The sequence below is a fragment of the Streptomyces sp. NPDC012510 genome (assembly GCF_042955065.1).
Lineage (GTDB): Bacteria > Actinomycetota > Actinomycetes > Streptomycetales > Streptomycetaceae > Streptomyces.
The window spans coordinates 365,769-385,681 of the sequence record NZ_JBIBEN010000006.1; the positions used below are offsets into that span (position 1 = coordinate 365,769).

General features: G+C 71.3%; 16 protein-coding genes. 10 read left to right on the forward strand and 6 right to left on the reverse strand.

Annotated elements, in window-relative coordinates; all coding sequences use genetic code 11:
- Positions 1-18: 18 nt before the first annotated feature.
- From ACFY9I_RS14280 to sucD, 4 genes are all read left to right on the forward strand, one after another.
- A complete protein-coding gene (locus tag ACFY9I_RS14280) occupies positions 19-1,242 on the forward strand; it encodes a VWA domain-containing protein (protein WP_391001462.1) in 1,224 nt (407 codons plus the stop codon).
- Positions 1,243-1,782: 540 nt separating this feature from the next.
- A complete protein-coding gene (locus ACFY9I_RS14285; protein ID WP_391001165.1) occupies positions 1,783-2,637 on the forward strand; it encodes a hypothetical protein in 855 nt (284 codons plus the stop codon).
- An 810-nt stretch (positions 2,638-3,447) separates the two neighbouring features.
- Complete coding sequence (gene sucC / locus ACFY9I_RS14290) at positions 3,448-4,626, forward strand: ADP-forming succinate--CoA ligase subunit beta (protein ID WP_391001167.1); 1,179 nt, start codon at positions 3,448-3,450, stop codon at positions 4,624-4,626.
- A gap of 21 nt (positions 4,627-4,647) precedes the next feature.
- Positions 4,648-5,532, forward strand: coding sequence for a succinate--CoA ligase subunit alpha (gene sucD, locus ACFY9I_RS14295; RefSeq protein WP_391001169.1), 885 nt, complete (start codon positions 4,648-4,650; stop codon positions 5,530-5,532).
- A 111-nt stretch (positions 5,533-5,643) separates the two neighbouring features.
- Here the strand turns inward: sucD and ACFY9I_RS14300 are convergent, their stop codons facing one another.
- Positions 5,644-6,687, reverse strand: coding sequence for an RNA polymerase subunit sigma-70 (locus tag ACFY9I_RS14300; RefSeq protein ID WP_391001172.1), 1,044 nt, complete (start codon positions 6,685-6,687; stop codon positions 5,644-5,646).
- 239 nt (positions 6,688-6,926) lie between these two features.
- Here ACFY9I_RS14300 and ACFY9I_RS14305 point away from each other — a divergent pair, with 239 nt between their 5' ends.
- Positions 6,927-9,377, forward strand: a complete 2,451-nt coding sequence (locus tag ACFY9I_RS14305; RefSeq protein ID WP_391001174.1) for a DUF6350 family protein — start codon at positions 6,927-6,929, stop codon at positions 9,375-9,377.
- A gap of 10 nt (positions 9,378-9,387) precedes the next feature.
- On the opposite strand, the gene ACFY9I_RS14310 is transcribed toward ACFY9I_RS14305, so the two are convergent.
- Entirely contained in the window at positions 9,388-10,179 is a 792-nt protein-coding gene (locus ACFY9I_RS14310; protein WP_391001177.1) for a hypothetical protein, read from the reverse strand.
- Positions 10,180-10,746: 567 nt separating this feature from the next.
- Here ACFY9I_RS14310 and purN point away from each other — a divergent pair.
- Together purN and purH are read left to right on the forward strand one after the other, a co-directional pair.
- Entirely contained in the window at positions 10,747-11,376 is a 630-nt protein-coding gene (gene purN / locus ACFY9I_RS14315; RefSeq protein ID WP_391001180.1) for a phosphoribosylglycinamide formyltransferase, read from the forward strand.
- Complete coding sequence (gene purH / locus ACFY9I_RS14320; protein WP_391001182.1) at positions 11,373-12,962, forward strand: bifunctional phosphoribosylaminoimidazolecarboxamide formyltransferase/IMP cyclohydrolase; 1,590 nt, start codon at positions 11,373-11,375, stop codon at positions 12,960-12,962. The genes purN and purH overlap by 4 nt, the downstream gene beginning before the upstream one ends.
- A 150-nt stretch (positions 12,963-13,112) precedes the next feature.
- On the opposite strand, the gene ACFY9I_RS14325 is transcribed toward purH, so the two are convergent.
- The 3 genes from ACFY9I_RS14325 to ACFY9I_RS14335 all read right to left on the reverse strand — a co-directional run bounded on the left by ACFY9I_RS14325 (position 13,113) and on the right by ACFY9I_RS14335 (position 15,993).
- Positions 13,113-13,733: a peptidoglycan DD-metalloendopeptidase family protein gene (locus tag ACFY9I_RS14325; RefSeq protein WP_391001185.1), complete on the reverse strand. Its 621-nt coding sequence runs from the start codon at positions 13,731-13,733 to the stop codon at positions 13,113-13,115.
- Positions 13,734-13,876: 143 nt separating this feature from the next.
- On the reverse strand, positions 13,877-15,259 hold the full coding sequence (locus ACFY9I_RS14330; RefSeq protein ID WP_391001188.1) for a protein kinase: 1,383 nt from the start codon (positions 15,257-15,259) through the stop codon (positions 13,877-13,879).
- Entirely contained in the window at positions 15,259-15,993 is a 735-nt protein-coding gene (locus tag ACFY9I_RS14335) for an FHA domain-containing protein (protein ID WP_391001191.1), read from the reverse strand. Before ACFY9I_RS14335 ends, ACFY9I_RS14330 begins: the two co-directional genes overlap by 1 nt.
- A 229-nt stretch (positions 15,994-16,222) precedes the next feature.
- Here ACFY9I_RS14335 and ACFY9I_RS14340 point away from each other — a divergent pair, with 229 nt between their 5' ends.
- Entirely contained in the window at positions 16,223-16,627 is a 405-nt protein-coding gene (locus ACFY9I_RS14340) for a hypothetical protein (protein ID WP_391001194.1), read from the forward strand.
- A 140-nt stretch (positions 16,628-16,767) separates the two neighbouring features.
- On the opposite strand, the gene ACFY9I_RS14345 is transcribed toward ACFY9I_RS14340, so the two are convergent.
- Positions 16,768-17,346, reverse strand: coding sequence for a hypothetical protein (locus ACFY9I_RS14345; protein WP_391001197.1), 579 nt, complete (start codon positions 17,344-17,346; stop codon positions 16,768-16,770).
- A gap of 306 nt (positions 17,347-17,652) precedes the next feature.
- Between ACFY9I_RS14345 and ACFY9I_RS14350 the strand changes: the two genes are divergently transcribed.
- Both ACFY9I_RS14350 and ACFY9I_RS14355 read left to right on the forward strand, forming a co-directional pair.
- Positions 17,653-18,507, forward strand: coding sequence for a bifunctional methylenetetrahydrofolate dehydrogenase/methenyltetrahydrofolate cyclohydrolase (locus ACFY9I_RS14350; protein WP_391001200.1), 855 nt, complete (start codon positions 17,653-17,655; stop codon positions 18,505-18,507).
- A 697-nt stretch (positions 18,508-19,204) separates the two neighbouring features.
- Positions 19,205-19,723 (forward strand): DUF3017 domain-containing protein, encoded by a 519-nt coding sequence (locus ACFY9I_RS14355; RefSeq protein ID WP_391001465.1) that lies wholly within the window; start codon positions 19,205-19,207, stop codon positions 19,721-19,723.
- The last annotated feature ends 190 nt before the right edge of the window (positions 19,724-19,913 follow it).

The window sequence follows — 19,913 nt, forward strand, 5'->3', positions numbered from 1 at the left end:
ATGACCAGCACGGCGGGCATGACCAGCACGGCGGGGGCCGCGGGAGTGGTGGGAACGGCGGGGGCGCCGGGAGGCACAAAGGCGGACCCCGATGCCGTCGACGAGCGGTTGCGGCGTTGGCGGCTCGTGCTCGGTGGCGAGTCGGCGGACGGCACCGGGTGTGCGCTCGGCGGGCGGGACGCGGCGATGGACCAGGCGTTGACCTCGCTGTACGAGGGAGGGGGAGGGGGCAAGCCACGGACGGGGCGCGACCGTTCGGCCGGGCTCGGGGCGTCGGCGCCATCGGTGGCACGGTGGCTCGGGGACATCCGGACGTACTTCCCCTCCTCCGTCGTACAGGTGATGCAACGGGACGCCATCGAACGGCTCGGGCTGTCCGCGCTGCTGCTGGAGCCCGAGATGCTGGAGGCGGTCGAGGCGGACGTCCACCTTGTCGGCACCCTCCTCTCCCTCAACAAGGCCATGCCGGAGACGACGAAGGAGACCGCGCGGGCCGTTGTACGCAAGGTCGTCGAGGACCTGGAGAAACGGCTCGCGACCCGCACCCGGGCCACGCTCACCGGCGCCCTCGACCGCAGTGCCCGTGTCAACCGGCCCCGTCACCACGACATCGACTGGAACCGCACGATCGCGGCCAACCTCAAGAACTACCTGCCGGAGTACCGGACGGTCGTGCCCGAGCGGCTCATCGGGTACGGGCGGGCCTCGCAGTCGGTGAAGAAGGACGTCGTCCTCTGCATCGACCAGTCGGGTTCGATGGCGGCTTCGGTCGTGTACGCATCGGTGTTCGGGGCGGTGCTGGCCTCCATGAGGTCCATCAGCACCCGGCTCGTCGTCTTCGACACGGCGGTGGTCGACCTCACCGACCAGCTCGACGACCCGGTCGACGTCCTCTTCGGTACCCAGCTCGGTGGTGGCACCGACATCAACAGGGCGCTCGCGTACTGCCAGTCGCAGATCACCCGGCCCGCCGAAACCGTGGTCGTGCTGATCAGCGATCTCTACGAGGGTGGGATACGCGACGAGATGCTGAAGCGGGTGGCGGCGATGAAGGCGTCGGGGGTGCAGTTCGTGACCCTGCTCGCCCTCTCCGACGAAGGAGCGCCGGCGTACGACCGCGAGCACGCGGCGGCGCTCGCCGCCCTCGGAGCACCGGCGTTCGCTTGTACGCCCGATCTCTTCCCGGAGGTGATGGCGGCGGCGATCGAGAAGCGGCTGCTGCCGATACCGGACAGTGCGTGAGGAGAGCCGTGCGGAAGTTGCGACCGGCGGGTGACGGTCACTCCGGTGGGGAGACGGGGGTGGGAAACCGGACAAGCGGGGTTGCAAAGCGGACATGACCGCGCATCGATGACTCGGGGGTTGCGCGACGGCGGGCGTCCCATGCGAGGATCGGCAACGCTTCACACCCTTCACACGAGTGTTCGCTTCTCGTGCGTTTTCGCCGAGCACTCCGTTGTTCTGTCGTTGCGTAGTTCCGTAGTTCCGTATGGGAGGGTTCTCCCCGTCTTGTCCTCAGCAGCCGCACTTCCCGGTGCCGGTGCCGTCCTGCGCGCAGCGCGCGGGGTCGCCGGTCGGCGTGCGGTGCGGGTGGCGTTGTTGGTGGGCGGGCTGTTCGTACTCGGGCTCCTCTGCGGGGAGCGGGCGAACGCGACGGAGGGGATGCCGACTTCGCTGCCCTCCTCGGCCCCGGTCTCGACGCCCGCTGTCCCCGCAGCGGTTACGGCACCTGGCGCAGGCACTGCCTTGCAGGCGCCCTCGGCCGAGGCCGCGCTTGCCTCGGTGGCTGCCCCCGCGACCGGCGCCGCGGCCAAATCGGCGACCGGTCCCGTGACCGCCGTCGTGGACACCCTCGCCGACGTCACCGGGACGGCAGGCCGGGCGGTGCCGCCCGTAGGAGCACACGTCGTCGAGCCGGTCGTGGAACATGTGGTCCAGCCGGTGACCGAGCAGGTCGTGCGCCCGGTCACCGACAGCGTCGTACGGCCGGTCACCGACCCGGTGCTGCGGCCGATCACCCAGCATGTCGTGGTGCCGATCGGTGATCTCGTGGAAACGGTGACCGAGGGCCTGACGGAGGCGCCGACCCGGTTTCCGCCCGTGAGCGGGACGCCGCCGCTGCCCGGGGCCCCGGGCATTCCGGAGGAGCCCGAGCTGCCGGAGCTCCCCGGGTGGTCGACGCTGCCCGTGGAGATCCCGCCCTTCGACGTGACGCCTGTGGAGCGGGGGCGGGCGGAGGTCGAGGCGCCGGGCTCGACCGTGACCGGTGACCACGACTGTGACGGTGACGGCGACTGTGACGGTGCCGGTGAGTGGGCTGCCGACCCGGAAACCGCCTCGTACGGGCCGCATGTCTCCATGGACGACGCGGTGTCCGTATCGGCTGCTCGTCGGGATGCCGGGGCAGGGGATGCGCCCGTCGTACGGGTGCCCGAGCGGCCGGACACCGACGCTCTTCCGGCGAGCACGCTCGGCCATCACTCCACGGTCGACAACGGTGGTCCGCGTCACGCCGAGCCGTATGCCGTCGCTTCATTCGACCGGGTGCCCCTGAGCCTCGTGCCCGTTGCCACCGCGGTCGACGCCGCGTACGACACCCGGGAGCGGCACCGGGACATCCCCGAGTCCCCCGGCTAGGGCAGGCCTTCTTCACCCTCCAGCCACCGCCGGGGACGGCGCCGTGCCCACCACGCGCAGCCCGTCGTCGACGGTGCGGGTGGGCTGGCGTACGGCGTCCCCGACCACCTGGCGCCCTTCGTGTACGGCATCGTCGGCGAGACCGGTCCCGTGGTGGACCAGGCCGTTCCCTTCGGCCAGGGCCCTCCGACCGGCACCGTCCGCGGGACCGCCGGCCCGTTGGCCGCGAACGCGCCCGCTGGGGCGGAGGGCCTTGCGAGACGGTCACGCGGTGCCACGTCCCACGGTCCGCTGATCCGGTGGGGACGGTCGCTGTCGACCTACCCCATCAGAACCCCATCAGCAACCGAGCAATAACCCACTGCAGTCACTGCAGTGCCCCCTGCAGTGACCCCATCGACAACCATCACAGGCGGAAACCCGGACGGCCGAAAGCCGTCGGTCCTGTCCAGGCGGACGCCGGGGGTGGTGACGGGTGGTCTCCCTTGGGGAGGAGATCACCCGTCGGGGGCCCTTCGGAGCCGTCGAAGAGCCTCGGAGGGGCCTCACCGGGTGTACCCCCGTCCGGTGAGGCCCCGCACACGCGGCACTCGGTGCCAGTGAGTCCGGCATCATGTGACAGGTATCACCGCTCAGGTGTGACTCGCGATTTAGGGGGCTCCCGGAAGCAGCGATAACCTGCGAGACGGACATGCCGCGCGCTCGGACACCGTGTGCGCCTCCCTTGTGACTCTCGGCGGACGTCACGTTGCCCTTCGCGGCACGCCCACGCATCCAACGAACCGCGATCACTGATAGGGACGGAAGCGCGTGGACCTGTTCGAGTACCAGGCGAGGGACCTCTTCGCCAAGCACGGTGTACCGGTGCTGGCCGGTGAAGTCATCGACACGCCTGAGGCGGCGCGCGAGATCACCGAGCGGCTGGGCGGCAAGTCTGTCGTCAAGGCTCAGGTGAAGGTCGGTGGTCGAGGCAAGGCCGGCGGCGTGAAGCTCGCCGCCACCCCGGACGAGGCTGTCGCCCGTTCGACGGACATTCTCGGGATGGACATCAAGGGCCACACGGTCCACAAGGTGATGATCGCCGAGACCGCTCCGGAGATCGTCGAGGAGTACTACGTCTCCTACCTCCTCGACCGCACCAACCGCACCTTCCTCTCCATCGCGTCCGTCGAGGGCGGCATGGAGATCGAGGAGGTGGCGGCCACCCGCCCCGAGGCCGTCGCCAAGACGCCCATCGACGCCAACGAGGGTGTGACCCCCGAGGTCGCCCGTGGCATCGTCGAGGCCGCCAACTTCCCGGCCGAGGTCGCCGACAAGGTCGCCGACATCCTCGTCACCCTGTGGAAGACCTTCATCGAGGAGGACGCCCTCCTGGTCGAGGTCAACCCGCTGGCGAAGGTCGCCTCCGGCGATGTCATCGCCCTCGACGGCAAGGTCTCCCTGGACGAGAACGCGGACTTCCGCCACCCCGACCACGAGGAGCTCGTCGACCACGCGGCCGCGAACCCCCTCGAGGCCGCCGCCAAGGAGAAGAACCTCAACTACGTCAAGCTCGACGGCGAGGTCGGCATCATCGGCAACGGCGCGGGTCTCGTCATGAGCACCCTGGACGTCGTCGCGTACGCCGGTGAGGCGCACGGTGGCGTCAAGCCCGCCAACTTCCTCGACATCGGTGGTGGCGCCTCCGCCGCCGTCATGGCGAACGGCCTGGAGATCATCCTCGGCGACCCGGACGTCAAGTCCGTCTTCGTCAACGTCTTTGGTGGCATCACCGCCTGTGACGAGGTCGCCAACGGCATCGTGCAGGCACTGCAGCTGCTCAAGGACAAGGGCGAGGAAGTCACCAAGCCCCTGGTCGTCCGTCTGGACGGCAACAACGCCGAGCTGGGTCGCAAGATCCTCTCCGACGCCAACCACCCGCTGGTCCAGCGCGTGGACACCATGGACGGCGCGGCCGACAAGGCCGCCGAGCTCGCGGCTGCGAAGTAAGGGACGAGGGACAGAACAGCCATGGCTATCTTCCTCAACAAGGACTCCAAGGTCATCGTCCAGGGCATGACCGGTGCCACGGGCATGAAGCACACCAAGCTCATGCTGGCCGACGGCACGAACATCGTCGGTGGCGTCAACCCCCGCAAGGCGGGCACGACCGTCGACGTCGACGGCACCGAGATCCCGGTCTTCGGCACCGTCGCCGAGGCGATCGAGAAGACGGGCGCGAACGTGTCCGTCCTCTTCGTACCGCCGGCCTTCGCCAAGGCCGCCGTCGTCGAGGCCATCGACGCCGAGATCCCGCTCGCGGTCGTCATCACCGAGGGCATCGCGGTCCACGACTCCGCTGCCTTCTACGCGTACGCGGTGTCGCAGGGCAACAAGACCCGGATCATCGGCCCGAACTGCCCGGGTCTGATCACCCCCGGTCAGTCGAACGCCGGCATCATCCCCGGTGACATCACCAAGCCGGGCCGCATCGGTCTGGTCTCGAAGTCCGGCACGCTGACGTACCAGATGATGTACGAGCTGCGTGACATCGGCTTCTCCTCCGCCGTCGGTATCGGTGGTGACCCGGTCATCGGCACCACGCACATCGACGCGCTCGCCGCGTTCGAGGCCGACCCCGACACCGACCTCATCGTGATGATCGGTGAGATCGGTGGCGACGCCGAGGAGCGGGCCGCCGACTTCATCAAGGCGAACGTGAAGAAGCCGGTCGTCGGTTACGTCGCGGGCTTCACCGCGCCCGAGGGCAAGACCATGGGCCACGCCGGCGCCATCGTCTCCGGCTCCTCCGGTACGGCCGCCGCGAAGAAGGAGGCCCTCGAGGCCGCCGGCGTCAAGGTCGGCAAGACCCCGACCGAGACGGCGAAGCTGGCGCGCGAGATCCTCGGCGGCTGACGTCGTCGACGGCCGGGCTCAGGCCTGGCCGAGCCTTTGTCGGGCCCGCACCCCCTTGACCGGGGGTGCGGGCCCGTCGGCGTTCCCTGGGGCGTGGCCCGGTCGCGCGACTCAGTGGGCTTCCGGGTGTAGCCGTTGCGGGCCTCTGGCCGTCTCCGATCTGAGCTTCGCCCGAAGCTTCTGCTCACGCTCGGACAGGGGGCCGGGGGCCGCTCTCGGGGGGACACCCTGCACCGGCGCGCCCGGGGGGACCGGGGGCTCGTAGTGGTCGGGGGCGGTGCGGAGGGTGAGAGCGGTGCAGGTGAGGAGGAGGACGGTGAAGACTACGGCGGCGTGGACCCAGTGGCTGGCGCTGAGGTCGGCTCTGGTGCGCAGCTCGATCGGTTTCGTGGGGAGGGGCCGGACATCGGCGGACAGGTCGGCCAGCAGACGGCCCAGGTCTTCCGGCGTGACCGGCTCCGGCAGGCGGGCGGTGACGCTCGCGCGGGCGTAGAGCACCCGTCCCGCCGTGGCCGGGGTACTCGCCTCCGTCTCGGCGGCCGTGTCGGGTAGGTCGAGGCCGACACCGTCGTAGAGGAGCAGGGTGCGACGGTACGGGGGCGGCAGTTCCAGGAGCGCCTCCAGCAGGGCCCGGCCGGTGGGGTCGGTCGGCAGGGGCTCCTGGCGGCTCTGACGGTTCCGCGGGAAGTCGGGGCGCAGCCGGTGCCAGGGGGAGAGCGCGTACTCGTGGGCCGCAGCCCGCACCCAACCCGCTGGGTCGGGGTCGACGGCCACCTCCGGCCAGCGCTGCCACGCCAGCTGGAAAGCCCGCTCCACCGCCTCGCGGGCGAGCGAGCGCCGCCCGGTGAGCAGGTAGGTCTGCCGTACGAGGGTGGGGGCGCAGTACACGTAGAGCGCGTCGAAGGCCCGGCCGGGCGTCCGCGGCGGTGGGGCCGGATCCGGATCGTCGGCGTCATCACCGCGAAGGGGTTGCTGGTACCACTCGGTTCCGCCGGGGAGCGCCGACTCGCCGGGAGCGGCTTCCGCACCGGGTCCGGCCTGCGCACCGGGTCCGGCCTCTGAACCAGGTGTGGTTCCTGCTCCGGAGCCAGCTCCCGTTCCGGAGCCAGCCCCCGTTCTGGCTTCGGCCCCCGTTCCGGCTTCGGCGCTGTTCATCAGGCCGCCTCCCGTCGTGCCTGTCCTCGTCGGACCGACCTTCCCATGAAAAAACTCATAAGCGCATATTGAGCGACACGTGCGCGAATCATTCGTTACGCCAGTAAAGCGCGTGTCGTTGGGAGCATGGCGACGTGACCCACGTGACCGACTCGAACGACCCGACCGCGAGGCCCGACCACGCCGCTGACCGCGATCGGTCGGCATCCTTCATGGCGCCCGGGACGCCCATGGGGCCCATGGCGTCGACAGCATCCCTGTACGCCTCATCGCGGCGGTCTCCGCTGACGCCGCTGATCCGGCGACTGCGTGGCCGGTTGCGCGGCCGGTCCTCCCGGCTGGTCGCCGGGGTGCTCGGCGGGGTCCTCGCGGCGGGGCTCGGACTCGGGACGTTCGCCGCGCTCACGACGGTGCTGTGGGTCAGCTCGCCGTATCCCGACAGCGGGCCCGGCGGGGCCCTGCACATCGCGGCGGCGCTGTGGCTGCTCTCCCACGGCGTGGAACTCGTCCGCCTCGACACGCTCTCCGGCGACCCCGCCCCGGTCGGCCTCGTCCCCCTCCTTCTGCTCGCTCTGCCGGTGGTCCTGCTGCACCGTTCGGCCCGCGACCACGTGGAGGACGCTTCCGGCGCGAGTGCCCGTGCCACATGGATCGGGCTCGTGACCGGATACGCGGTCGTCGGCGCGGCGGTCACGCTGTACGCCTCGGGGGGCGTGCTACGACCGTCGTGGCCTTGGGCCGCGCTGTGCGTACCGCTCCTCGCGGCGCTCGCGGCGGGCACGGGGGTGTGGGTGGGGTGCGGGCGCCCCCGGTTGCCGCTGCCCGCGCTCCTGGTGGGCCCGCCGAAGACAGACTGCCGACGGCACGTCGTGGCCGCCGCAGGGCGGGCGGCCGGGGCGGGCGTCCTCGTGTTGGTCGGCGGCGGCGCCCTGCTGGTGGGCGTGTCTCTGGCCTGGCACGGGGGCGCGGCCCGCGACTCCTTCCTCCAGCTCACCGAGGGGTGGTCCGGCCGTTTCGCCGTACTGATGCTCTGTCTCGCACTCGTCCCCAACGCGGCGGTGTGGGCGGCGGCCTACGCCCTCGGCCCCGGGTTCGCTCTGGGCGCCGGGCATGTCACCGGGCCCCTGGGCGCGGACGCGCCGGCCGCCTTTCTGCCTCCGTTCCCCCTGCTCGCGGCCGTTCCGGCGGGCGGTGGTACGCCGGTGTACTGGGCTGTGGGTGCGGTGCCGCTCGCCGCGGGGGTGACCGTGGGCTGGTTCACCGGGGCCCGCGCGGCCGCCGACCGGGCGGCTCCCTGGTCCGCGCTCCGGACCACCGGCGTGACCCTCCTCGCCGCCCTCATGTCCGCCTCCGCCTTCGCCCTGCTCGCCCTCCACGCCGGCGGAGCCCTCGGCGTCGCGACCCTCGCCGACTTCGGACCGGTGTGGTGGCAGGCGGGGTGTGCGGCCGGGGCATGGATGGGCCCTGTGGGGGTGCCGGCGGCTCTGCTCGCCCGGTGGTGGCGACTGTGGACTGGCGCACCGACGACCGCGGCGGGTGTGCCCCGTCGCGTTCCGGGTGGGACACGAGCGGACACGGCGTCGGCCAAGACCGGAGCGCTCCTACACACTCCGAGCGCGCCCTCGCGTACGGAGTTCCCCGACGACGTGCGGGCGGCTGCACCCACCGCACCCAAAGCCTCCCCTGACACGCCCGCGGAGCATGACCCATCGGTCGGGCAGGCCGTGGTCAAGGGCGGAGGGCCGGGGGAGTCGCGGGCGCCGGGGGCGGGGCGGCCTTCCGCTCAGCGACGACGCCTGCCGAAGGGCGGGAAGCCGGGCGGGTCCAAAGCCGGGCTGCTGTCCGCCGAGCGGGGCATGGCGAAGGGCGGAACGCCGGGTGGCTCCAGCAACGGGCTGCCGCCCACCGAGCCGGACGGGTCGAAGTACCGGACACCGGGCGAGTCCAGCATCTTGGCGCGAACCTCCGAGCAGCCGCCGGGCCCGACGTCTCGGCCGCGCCCTCCGGCCGGGCCGAGAACAAGGCGCCGACTCCAAGCGTGGCTCTCCAGAACGAAGCGGCGTACGGCTGAGACTCCGGCCCCGGTCGGCCCCCCGACCGCCCCCGCGTCCGGCGCATGCTCCGGCACCCGCCCGAACCCGCTCAGAGTCAGCCCCGCCCCCGGCCCGATCCCCGACCCCGGCCCGAGCGCCGGCCCAGGCCTCAGCCTTGGCCGCAACCCCGGCCCCAGCCCCGACCCTGGCCCGAGCCGCAACCCCGGCCCGAGCCCTGACCCCGGCCCGAGCCCTGACCCCGGCCCCAGCCCCGACCCCGGCCCTAGCCCCGACCACAGCCCGAGCCCAGACCACAGCCCCAGCCGGAACCCCAGCCGCAGTGCTGACCCGAGCCCGAGTGCTGCCGGTGGCGCCATGCCCAGCTCCAGCCCGGCCTCCAGCCGTACCGTCGGCGATCCCCTCGACCCGTACGACCCCGTCGATCCATACGTCGCCGGCTCCCCGCCGGGCTGGGATCCCGACTCCCGAGCTGCCCGCTGGGCGGCACTGCGTGAGGCGATGTCCTCGACGGTGCGGAACGGCTACGAGCACGCCTCGGACACCGCTCCTCCTCCCGACCCGGACCTCGACTCAGGCCCCACCCCCATGCCGGACCCTACGTCCGAGCCCGATGCCGACACCGGAGACGTGGTCTGACCGTGTGGGTCTAGTTGGCACCCAGTACCTGCCGCACCGGCCCCTCCGGCAGGAGTTCCTTGCAGGACTGCTCGGAGACGGTGGTGAGGGAGTCGTTGACGCAGGTGTAGTAGTCCCGGTAGACGAACTGGGCCGTGAAGGTGACGGCGACGATGGCGAGGGCGATCGTGGAGGTCACCAGGCCGCTGATGGCCGCGGTCCGCTGGGGCCGGCCGCTCGGCTCGGGGGCCGCCGACCGGGCCGGGTCCGGTGTGCGGGGCTTGGCGCGCAGGGCGCTGACGGCCCAGTACACGGCCAGGGAACCGAGCAGCAGGGCGACGTACGGCCAGGCGAAGAGGGCGAAGAAGAAGGCCCACATGCCGCAGAGCAGCGAGTACCGAGAGCGCCGCTGGGCTGGATCCGTGGGGTCCCAGCGCAGCCCGCTGCCCGGGCCGCCCTCCGCACCCCGGCCGGGGCCGCCCGGACCGCCCTGGCCACCGGTGCGGTCACCGAAGGGTCCGCCGCCGGACGAGCGGCCGGGCTGCCGGTCGCTCCAATGACTGCCCCACGGCGAATGACCACCACCGCGACCCGTTCCGTCCTCGGAACCCCGGCCGTCGGAAGGCCGACGCGGCTGCCACGGCCGGTCGGGCGTGCCCTCGGGCGGAGGCGCGAACGGATTGTCGTCCGAAGAGCCTGAGCCCTGGCCCCGCCCGGGCTGCCCGGACTGCTCGGGGGTGTCCTCGCTCTCGCGCGGAGGCGTGGGAGAGGAACTCCGCTCGCGCAGCAGGAGCGAAGGAAGGCGGAGGCTGCGGTCCGGCATGAGGAGTGCGTCTTCCCCTTGGTGGATACGGCTTGGCGGTGGTTACGGCTCGGTGAGTAAGGCGGTGAACTCGGCGATGAGAACGGCGCTCACATCGGTGGTGAGACCGCTGCTGAGCCTGCCCATGCGCTCGGCGGCGCGTGTGACGGTTACTCGGCGGCGATCTCGAAAGCGATCTCGACGGTGAAATCTACTGGCAGGGCATGAGCTGTCACTCCGTGAACGCCCCACACATCGACCGCGTTCCCGAGCCAGCTCCTGGCAGACGCTACCTTCCGGCCGTGCCCCCGTCCCACGGGGGCCGTCCGGTGTGCCGGTATCGTTGCTGACGGTCGGCCGCTTCGTAGACTTCCCCGTACCGGGAGACGTGAAGCAATCGTATGAACGTACAAGAACGTGCAAGCTCGCGTCCATCGGGAGCCTGAACGTCTTCGCAGAACCGCAGAATCCGCACAACCGCAGAATCCGCACAACCCGCAACCCGCAACCCGCAACCCGCAACCCGCGAAACCCGCACAGCCCGCGAAACCCGTAGAACTCGATAGAACCCGTAGAAAGGGCCCCATCGTGGCCGCCAAGCCCGTGGCCAAGCGCCTCGTCGTGCTGGTCTCCGGATCCGGCACCAACCTCCAGGCGCTGCTGGACGCCATCGAGACGACCGGTGTCGAGGCCTACGGCGCCGAGATCGTGGCCGTAGGAGCCGACCGCGGCGGAATCGAGGGGCTCGCCCGAGCCGAGCGCGCCGGGCTGCCGACCTTCGTCCGTAAGGTCAAGGACTACGGGACCCGGGAGGAGTGGGACGCGGCGCTCGCCGAGGCCGTCGCCGCGTACGAGCCCGATCTCGTCGTCTCCGCCGGGTTCATGAAGATCGTGGGGAAGGAGTTCCTGGCGCGGTTCGGGGGACGGTTCGTCAACACACACCCGGCCCTGCTCCCCAGTTTCCCGGGGGCGCACGGGGTGCGGGACGCGCTCGCGTACGGCGCCAGGGTCACCGGCTGCACCGTCCACTTCGTCGACGACGGCGTCGACACCGGGCCGATCATCGCGCAGGGCGTGGTGGAGGTCCGGGACGAGGACGACGAGAGCGCTCTGCACGAGCGCATCAAGGAAGTCGAGCGAAGGCTGCTCGTCGATGTCGTGGGGCGCCTCGCCCGCAACGGCTATCGCATTGAGGGACGAAAGGTAGTTATCCAGTGACCGCCGACAGCACTGTCACGGCCGTGAGCGACGAGGGCACCAAGCGGGGCATCCGTCGCGCACTCGTCAGCGTCTACGACAAGACCGGGCTCGAAGAGCTCGCCCGTGGCCTGCACGAGGCGGGCGTCGAACTCGTCTCCACCGGCTCCACCGCCGGGCGTATCGCCGCCGCCGGTGTCCCCGTCACCAAGGTCGAGGAGCTCACCGGCTTCCCCGAGTGCCTGGACGGCCGGGTCAAGACCCTGCACCCCAAGGTGCACGCGGGCATCCTCGCCGACCTCCGGCTGGAGGACCACCGGAGCCAGCTCGACGAGCTGGGCGTCGAACCGTTCGATCTCGTCGTCGTGAACCTCTACCCCTTCCGGGAGACCGTCGCCTCCGGCGCCACCCCCGACGAGTGCGTGGAGCAGATCGACATCGGCGGCCCGTCGATGGTCCGCGCCGCCGCCAAGAACCACCCGTCGGTCGCCGTGGTCACCAGCCCGGCACGGTACGGCGACGTGCTGGCCGCCGTGCGGGACGGCGGCTTCGACCTCACCACCCGCAAGCGGCTCGCGGCCGAGGCGTTCCAGCACACGGCCGCGTACGACGTGGCGGTGGCCAGCTGGTTCGCCAGCTCCTACGCGCCTGCCGACGACTCGCGGTTCCCCGACTTCCTGGGCGCCACCTGGGAGCGCGCGCACACCCTGCGCTACGGCGAGAACCCGCACCAGCCCGCCGCGCTGTACGTCTCCGGGACCGGCGGTCTCGCCGACGCCGAGCAGCTGCACGGCAAGGAGATGTCGTACAACAACTACACGGACACGGACGCCGCCCGCCGTGCCGCGTACGACCACGACGAGCCGGCCGTCGCGATCATCAAGCACGCGAACCCCTGCGGCATCGCCATCGGAGCGGATGTCGCGGAGGCGCACCGCAAGGCGCACGCGTGTGACCCGCTGTCCGCCTTCGGCGGTGTGATCGCGGTCAACCGCCCGGTGTCGAAGGCGATGGCGGAGCAGGTCGCCGAGATCTTCACCGAGGTCATCGTCGCGCCCGACTACGAGGAGGGCGCGCTCGAAGCGCTCGCCAAGAAGAAGAACATCCGGGTGCTGAAGGCTCCGGGCGCCCCCGCCAACCCCGTCGAGCTCAAGCCGGTCGACGGCGGTGCGCTCCTCCAGGTCACCGACCGGCTCCAGGCCGACGGCGACGACCCCGCCAACTGGACCCTGGCCACCGGTGACGCGCTCTCCGCCGACGAGCTGGCCGAGCTGGCGTTCGCCTGGAAGGCCTGCCGCGCGGTCAAGTCCAACGCGATCCTGCTGGCCAAGGACGGTGCCTCCGTGGGCGTCGGCATGGGGCAGGTCAACCGCGTCGACTCCTGCAAACTGGCGGTGGAGCGGGCCGGGGCCGAGCGGGCCGAGGGCTCGTACGTGGCTTCGGACGCCTTCTTCCCCTTCCCGGACAACATCGACGTCCTGAGCGCCGCCGGCGTCAAGGCCATCGTCCAGCCCGGCGGTTCCGTCCGTGACGAGCTGGTCGTCGAGGCCGCGCAGAAGGCCGGGATCACGATGTACTTCACGGGGACGCGGCACTTCTTCCACTGAGCTGCTCCACGCGTACGACCACTGAGCCGCTCCGCTCGTACGACCGCTGAGCCGCTCCACGCATAGGACCACTGAGCCGCTCCACGCGTACGACGGCCGAGGGCCCGCCGGTGCTTGCCGGTGGGCCCTCAGCCTCTGTCGCCCCCGAACTCAGCAGTTCTTGCTGACGACGTCCAACCACGTCTTGCTCTTGCCCGTGTACGACTTGCCGTTGAAGTGGACCGGCTTGCGGTGCTTCTCGGTCGGGATGCCGTTGGTCCGGTAGCGCTGCTCGTAGTGCAGGTGGGCGTGGTTGCCGCTGTTCTTGCCGGTGGCGCCGATCCGCCCGATCTGCTTCTTCGCGGTGACCGTCTGTCCCACCTTGACGTACTTGGTGGCGCTGTCCTTGAGGTGGTAGTACGCCGTGTACCAGCCGCCCCCGTGGTTGATGATGATCATGTTTCCGGCGCCGGAGTCCTTGTAGGCCTTGACGACCTTGCCCTTGTAGCCGGGGTAGACCGGCTTGCCGGAGGAGCCGGTGTTCCCCTTCACCACCATGTCGATGGCCGGATTGTGACCCCAGGTGTCGATCCGCCAGTGCGTGTTGCACTTGAACGGCATCTGGAACTTCGGCTTCGCCGCCGCCACGGACGCGGCGTCCGGCGCGGAGACCGGCGCCGCCGTGGCCGTACCGCCGACCTGCACGCCGAGGCAGACGGCCAGCGCGGTCGCTGAGAGCGCGACGGCCGTACGCCGGCGTACGGGCCTGGCTGTGGTGCTTGTCGTCGTCATCGTTTCCCCGTTTCCCCGTTGTTCCCTTGTTCTCGTGGTTCTAGTGGTTCTCGGTGCTTGCTGTGAACGCGTTCAGCATCTGCGCGCGGCCCCCGCGCCGGTACCTCTGAGGTCATAGGGTCGCCCGCCCGACAGGCTTCCGCTCAGCAGGCACCCACCCACTCGTGGGAGCGGAGCTCCAAGCCGTCGGGATAGTTGACCTTGTTCAGCTCCTCGATGCAGCCGAACGGTTCTTTCCGGTCGGGCTCGCGGAAGAGCCGGACGTCGGCGTGCGGGTCCCCTGTGTAGCCGTTGTTGAAGGCGGATCTGGGCCTGGTGTGCTTGGCCCAGTCACAGATGATGACCCCGCCCAGCCAGTCGTCGTCGTACTCGTACCAGGCGCACATCTCACCCTGTCCGTCCGCCTCCGTGAAGAAGCAGACGTCCCCCTGGTCGCAGCGTTCGTACCCCTGCGGGGCGGGTTCGCGCATGGCCAGCAGGCCGGCCGTGGCGAGCGAGACGACGGTGACCGCGGCCAGCCCGCCGAGGACGGCCGGATGGGGGCCGCGCCTCCGCCGCAGGCGGGGCAGCCGCGGGGAGCGGGCGGCCCCGGCGGCCGTCTCGACGCGGCGCAGCAGGGCCGACGCGGCGTGCGGGGCGCGTGCCGCGTGGGTCGGGGCCAGACAGTCGGTCACGATCGGCCGCCAGACGTCCGGCAGTTCGGGGGAGAGCCGCAGCTCGTCGCGGCCGCTCGCGTAGCGCAGCACCGCGTCGCGGCGGGCGGCCGGGGTGGAGCCCGGGAAGGGCGGGCCACCGGTGAGGACGAGATGGGCGAGGACGCCGAAGGCCCAGATGTCGGCGGTGGGGCGGGTCTGGTGGCCGTGTTCGCCGACCTCGGCCCACAGCAGTTCGGGCGGGGTGTAGTCGGGGGTGGTGAACGCGGGGGAGTAGGCGTGGGTGCCGTCCATCTCGGCGGCCAGGTTGAAGTCCGCCAGCCGTACCGAACCGTCCGCCATCAGCAGTACGTTGGCGGGCTTGAGGTCGCCGTGCACCCAGCCCGCGTGATGCAGGTGGGCCACGCCCTCGCAGATCTGGGCGAGCAGCGAGGGCCCGCCGGGCAGGGCTACGGCCCGCTGCCCCCGCGCCCGCCCGGCCAGCCGCTCGATCAGCTGGTCGAGGGAACCCTCGGCGCGTTCCAGTACGAGGACGGAAGCGCCGTCGAGGAGGGGGTTCGACGGGTCGTCCACGGTGAGCGTCTCGTACATGCGGATGAGACGCGGCCGTCGGAGCCGGCGCAGCAACTCCGTCTCCCGTTCGGCGAGTTCCTGGAGATGGCGCAACTGGCGCGGGGTGCGGGTGCCGGTGGGGTGGAACTTCAGGGCCGCCTCGGCCGGCAGGCCCTCGGCCGGCTCCGCGCACCGGGCGGCGTACACGGTCCCGAAGGCGCCGGAGGCGAGCGGCTCCCGCACCTCCCAGGCGCCGACGCGGTAACCCTTGGGAACCGGCACGGCGTACGGCTGCTCCGTGCTCGCCCACTCCGGGCTCATCACTCGTCACCGCCCTTCAGCAGCGCCAGGTCGGACTCGCGGACGAGGTCGAAGCGGAGCGCCAGGGAGACCAGGCGGTCCTTCTTGCCGTTGAGGCGGGTGCCGCCGGCCGGTGAGGTCTCCGGGGCCGGCTTGAGGCGGAGTTTGACGGCCAGGTAGTCGATGTTCCACTGCACGGCGCTGCGGGAGACCGACGGCCAGGTGGGGCGGAGCAGTTCGACCAGTTCGTCGGCGGTGGCGAGCGCGGCGTGGGGTTCGCCGCGCAGTCGTGGGGCGCACAGGGCGGCCAGGACCTGGAAGTACCGTTTGCGCCGGTCGAGCGGGAACGCGGAGGCGGTGGGCGGTCCGTCGCACGGGCCGACGTGGTCCAGGAAGTCGTGGCGCGGGGCCCAGACGTCAAAGCTCACCAGGTCGTTGCCGGCGGGCAGCACCACGCGGGAGAACTCGAACGGCACCGGTGCGTCCAGTCGGCCCGGCGCGATCTTGATGTGCTCGCCGGCGCCCTCCGGGTTCTCGACGACGTACGTCTGCGCGCGGCTCAGATTGCTGAGCGTCCAGTAGGCTCCCGTGGCCGTGATCTCCCCCGCCTCCCGGGAGACGCCCTCGTGCGGAATGGTCAGATGAGGGGCGCCTGTGCGGGCCGTACGGCCGAAGGGCACGGACTGGCTGGGTGTGAGATGGATCTGGTCGGCCGGACGCGTACCGTCCATGGGTACGACGATGATGCTGTGCATGACCGGTTCCTCCCCCGAGGGCAGACATGGACGCGTCAGAGTATGGGGGAGGGGTGGCAAGCATTACAGGTCCGGCGTATGCGGCGTTTCCGGGAGGGAACGGTTGTTTACGGTCCCGTGACGCCTGGGGCAGAGCATGCGGAATGGCCGATATCCCGGTGCAGAGGCGTGCGTTCCGCTGCGAGGGTCGAGGGGTCAACTCCATCGCTCGGGGCTCTGGGGGTCAGTCATGCGCAACAGGACGAGTCGGTCACGCCGGGTCGCCGCCGTCGGGGCGGTGTTGGCGGTCGCGCTCGGGACGGGGGTGAGCGGCGCGGCGAGTGTGCGGGCGAGCGCGAGCACGAGTGCGAGTGCGCACGGCGCCGAAGCAGCGTTGGTGGTGCCTTGCCCGTTTGGGTTCGTGTGCCTTGCCGAGGGGGCGAGCGGCACGGGCGCCCACTACCGCATCGCGCAGGGGACGGCGGCACGCTTCGGTGTCTCGGTGCGGGTGGGCGAGGCCACCAACAGAACGACCGTCGACTACTGCGTGAGCGGCAGCTTCAGCTATCTGCTCCCCGCCGGGGAGACGCAGACGCGGGACAGCTTGGTGCGTTCCGTGGTGCCTCGTCCCACCGGCGGGACCTGTCCGATGTGAGACGGCCGAGGGCCGTGCCCCCCTGTGTGCGTGCGGGGGCACGGCCCTTCGTGTGCTGTGCTCGGTGGTGTCGTGGCTCGGGTGGTGTCTTGGCCGGTGGTGTCGTGGCTCAGTGGTGACGTGCCTCGGTGGTGACGGGCTCAGTAGCGCGGGCGGTTGAACCACGCCTTGCCGTTGGCGTTGCCGGTGAAGACGGCGATCAGGATGCCCAGCACCAGGTGGACGAGGCCGATCAGGAGGAACGGGAAGATGCCCAGCACCGCGGTGATGATGCCGAAGACCAGGGCGGCGACCCGTACGCCGTTGCCGCCGCTCTTGAACTTCACGGCCAGCATGATCGCGTAGACGAGCCAGGCCGCGGCGAAGATGGCGATCGCCACCATCTGGCCGGTGGGGATGTTCCCGAGGGCCTCCGCGAGGGCCGGGTCCTCCGTGCTGTCGCTGGCCGCCGCCACGCCGACCGCGCCGATGCCGTACAGGAGCACGCCGATCACCTGCAGGCCCACGATGACCCAGAGCATGATGCGGGCCGCGTTGACCGTGCTGGGCATGGTCTCGGGGGCGTTCGGGTAGCCGCCGTAGCCCTGGGAGACCGGCGGGGCCGTCGGGTAGCCGTAGCCCGGCTGCTGGGGCGGGGTCTGCTGCGGGTAGCCGTAACCCTGGGCGGGCTGCTGCTGCTGGGGCTTGCCGTACGGGTTGTTCGGGTCGCCGAAGCTCATGGCGTGATTTCCTCCGTTGCCTTATGCGGGGACGCGCGGCACGGTGCGGAGGAATGCCCTGATCTCTTGAAGTGGTCACGCCCCCCGGCAGTGCCCGCGGCACTGTGCCCCAATCGTTTTACAAGCCCGCCCGGATGTCCAGGGCGATTCGTCGGGTGTTGTGCAAGTGCAACACATCCGATCTTGTCGGGTATGGGGTTGTGGACGGGTACGGAAGCGGTGGGAGTTCGGTGGAAGACGGCCGGAAGGCGTCCGGCAGGTGACCGGATTGGAACCCGGCACCGGTCATCCGCGAAGATTGGGTTCATGAGCGCCCAGATTCTCGATGGCAAGGCCACCGCAGCCGCGATCAAGTCCGATCTGACCGCCCGCGTGGCGGTGCTGAAGGCGAAGGGCGTCACGCCCGGACTCGGCACGGTCCTGGTCGGAGACGACCCCGGCAGTCAGAAATACGTCGCGGGCAAGCACCGCGACTGCGCGCAGGTCGGCATCGCCTCCATCCAGCGTGAACTGCCCGCGACCGCCACCCAGGAGGAGATCGAGGCGGTGGTGCGGGAGCTCAACGAGGACCCCGCCTGCACCGGCTACATCGTCCAGTTGCCGCTCCCCAAGGGCATCGACGAGAACCGCATCCTCGAACTGATGGACCCCGACAAGGACGCGGACGGCCTCCACCCGATGAACCTCGGGCGCCTCGTCCTCAACGAGCCCGCCCCGCTGCCGTGCACCCCGAACGGTGTCCTCACCCTCCTCCGGCAGTACGGCGTGGAGATCAAGGGCGCCGAGGTCGTGGTCGTGGGCCGCGGTGTCACCATCGGCCGCCCGATGCCGCTGCTCCTCACCCGGCGCAGCGAGAACGCGACGGTGACCCAGTGCCACACCGGGACGCGTGATCTGTCGGCCCATCTGAAGCGGGCGGACATCATCGTCGCCGCCGCCGGCTCGGCCCACCTCATCCGGCCCGAGGACGTGAAGCCGGGCGCCGCCGTCCTCGACGTCGGTGTCTCCCGCTCCGCCGAGGGCAAGATCGTCGGCGACGTCCACCCCGGCGTCGCCGAGGTCGCCGGCTGGATCTCCCCCAACCCCGGCGGAGTCGGCCCGATGACCCGCGCCCAGCTGCTCGTCAACGTGGTCGAGGCGGCGGAGCGTAGTGTCGGCTGACGGCGAGGCGGAGGGGGCGGCTCCGGGACTGTTGGGGGCGCCCAGGACGCCGGCAGCGTCACGGGAGTCGTGGACCTCGGCAGCGTCGGGGACCTCGGCGGCATCGGCGGCTGCGAGTGATTCGCGGGGCTCGGAGAGGGCCGGGCGCTCCGGGGTTTCTGCCGACGGCGGGCCTGAGAGGGCGACGGACGGATCGGGTGAGACCGAGCGGTCCGGTGTCTCTGCCGACGGGGGGCCGGGGAGGACGCCGGACGTGCCGGGGAAGGCCACCAACCGGCCGGGGGCGTCGGAGCGGGTGGGTGGGCCGGAGGAGTCAGCCGCGTCCGGTCGGCACGGGCAGGCGGACGAGTCGGTCGCGTCGGAGCGGCTGCTGGATACGGACGAGGCAGTCGCGTCGAACCGGTCGCGGGACAAGGACCAGTCGACGTCGTCGGGCCGGCCGGGGCAGACGGACCGGTCCGCTGCGTCGGAGAGGGCGGAGATGTCGGGGACGGCCAGGACGACCGAGACGAGCGGGACGGCGAACGCGACGGTGAACGCGAACGCGACGGCAGAGGCGACCGGGACGGCCAACGCGAACGCGACCGGGACGGAAAAGGCGAACGCGATGGCCAGGGCGACCGGGACGGAAAAGGCGAACGGCACGGCCGAGGCGGACGGCACGGCGCGTACAGCCGGGGCGGACGGCGTGGCGGGCATGGCCGGGGCGGACGGCACGGACGACACGGCTGGGGCGGTGGGAACGTCCGGCGCGGCCGGTGGTGAGATCGAGGTGCGGGATCCCATCAGCGTGCCGGACACCGACGGCAGGCCGGTCCGGGCCACCCGGCGGTTTCCGATGTTCACCAAGGACACGGCGCGGCCCGAGGGCGGCGGCCGGGCGGCGCCCCGAGAGGCACCCGCGCCCGTCCGGCAGTGGCCGATCCTCGTCGTGCTGTGCACCGTGGGCCTCGGGCTGCTGCTCACCGCCCTGGACGCCTTCCGGCTCGGCACGATCCTGATCGGGGCCGCGCTGCTCGCCGGCGCTGCGCTGCGCTGGACCGTACCGGACGTCGGCATGCTCGCCGTCCGCTCCCGCTTCACCGACATGGTCACCTACATCGCCCTGGGCACCGCCATCGTGCTCCTCGCGCTGATGGCGCAGCCCCGACCGCTGTTGGAGATCCCCTTCCTCAAGGACACGCTCCACTTCACGGTGGGCGACGAGGCCGGCTGAGGCCGCTTCGTCCCGCCCTGGCTCCGCCCCCGCGCGACGGCGGCCCGTCCCCTCCCCCGAGTAAGGACGGACCGCCGCCGCGCTCCACATTCCTGCACCGCGAACGCCCTGTTCAACACCTGTCAGCCCGCTGTGGCACGGAAGTGACCATTCCGACAAGGTGTCCGCGCCCGGCCACGACGACGGCACC

Coding starts and splice junctions, on each gene's coding strand:
- ACFY9I_RS14305 (WP_391001174.1), top strand. CDS start 6,927: ATGGCGTCGACAGCATCCCTGTACGCCTCATCGCGGCGGTCTCCGCTG.
- ACFY9I_RS14340 (WP_391001194.1), top strand. CDS start 16,223: ATGCGCAACAGGACGAGTCGGTCACGCCGGGTCGCCGCCGTCGGGGCG.
- ACFY9I_RS14345 (WP_391001197.1), bottom strand. CDS start 17,346: ATGAGCTTCGGCGACCCGAACAACCCGTACGGCAAGCCCCAGCAGCAG.
- ACFY9I_RS14325 (WP_391001185.1), bottom strand. CDS start 13,733: ATGACGACGACAAGCACCACAGCCAGGCCCGTACGCCGGCGTACGGCC.
- ACFY9I_RS14330 (WP_391001188.1), bottom strand. CDS start 15,259: ATGAGCCCGGAGTGGGCGAGCACGGAGCAGCCGTACGCCGTGCCGGTT.
- sucD (WP_391001169.1), top strand. CDS start 4,648: ATGGCTATCTTCCTCAACAAGGACTCCAAGGTCATCGTCCAGGGCATG.
- ACFY9I_RS14350 (WP_391001200.1), top strand. CDS start 17,653: ATGAGCGCCCAGATTCTCGATGGCAAGGCCACCGCAGCCGCGATCAAG.
- ACFY9I_RS14335 (WP_391001191.1), bottom strand. CDS start 15,993: ATGCACAGCATCATCGTCGTACCCATGGACGGTACGCGTCCGGCCGAC.
- ACFY9I_RS14310 (WP_391001177.1), bottom strand. CDS start 10,179: ATGCCGGACCGCAGCCTCCGCCTTCCTTCGCTCCTGCTGCGCGAGCGG.
- ACFY9I_RS14300 (WP_391001172.1), bottom strand. CDS start 6,687: ATGAACAGCGCCGAAGCCGGAACGGGGGCCGAAGCCAGAACGGGGGCT.
- ACFY9I_RS14280 (WP_391001462.1), top strand. CDS start 19: ATGACCAGCACGGCGGGGGCCGCGGGAGTGGTGGGAACGGCGGGGGCG.
- ACFY9I_RS14355 (WP_391001465.1), top strand. CDS start 19,205: ATGGCCGGGGCGGACGGCACGGACGACACGGCTGGGGCGGTGGGAACG.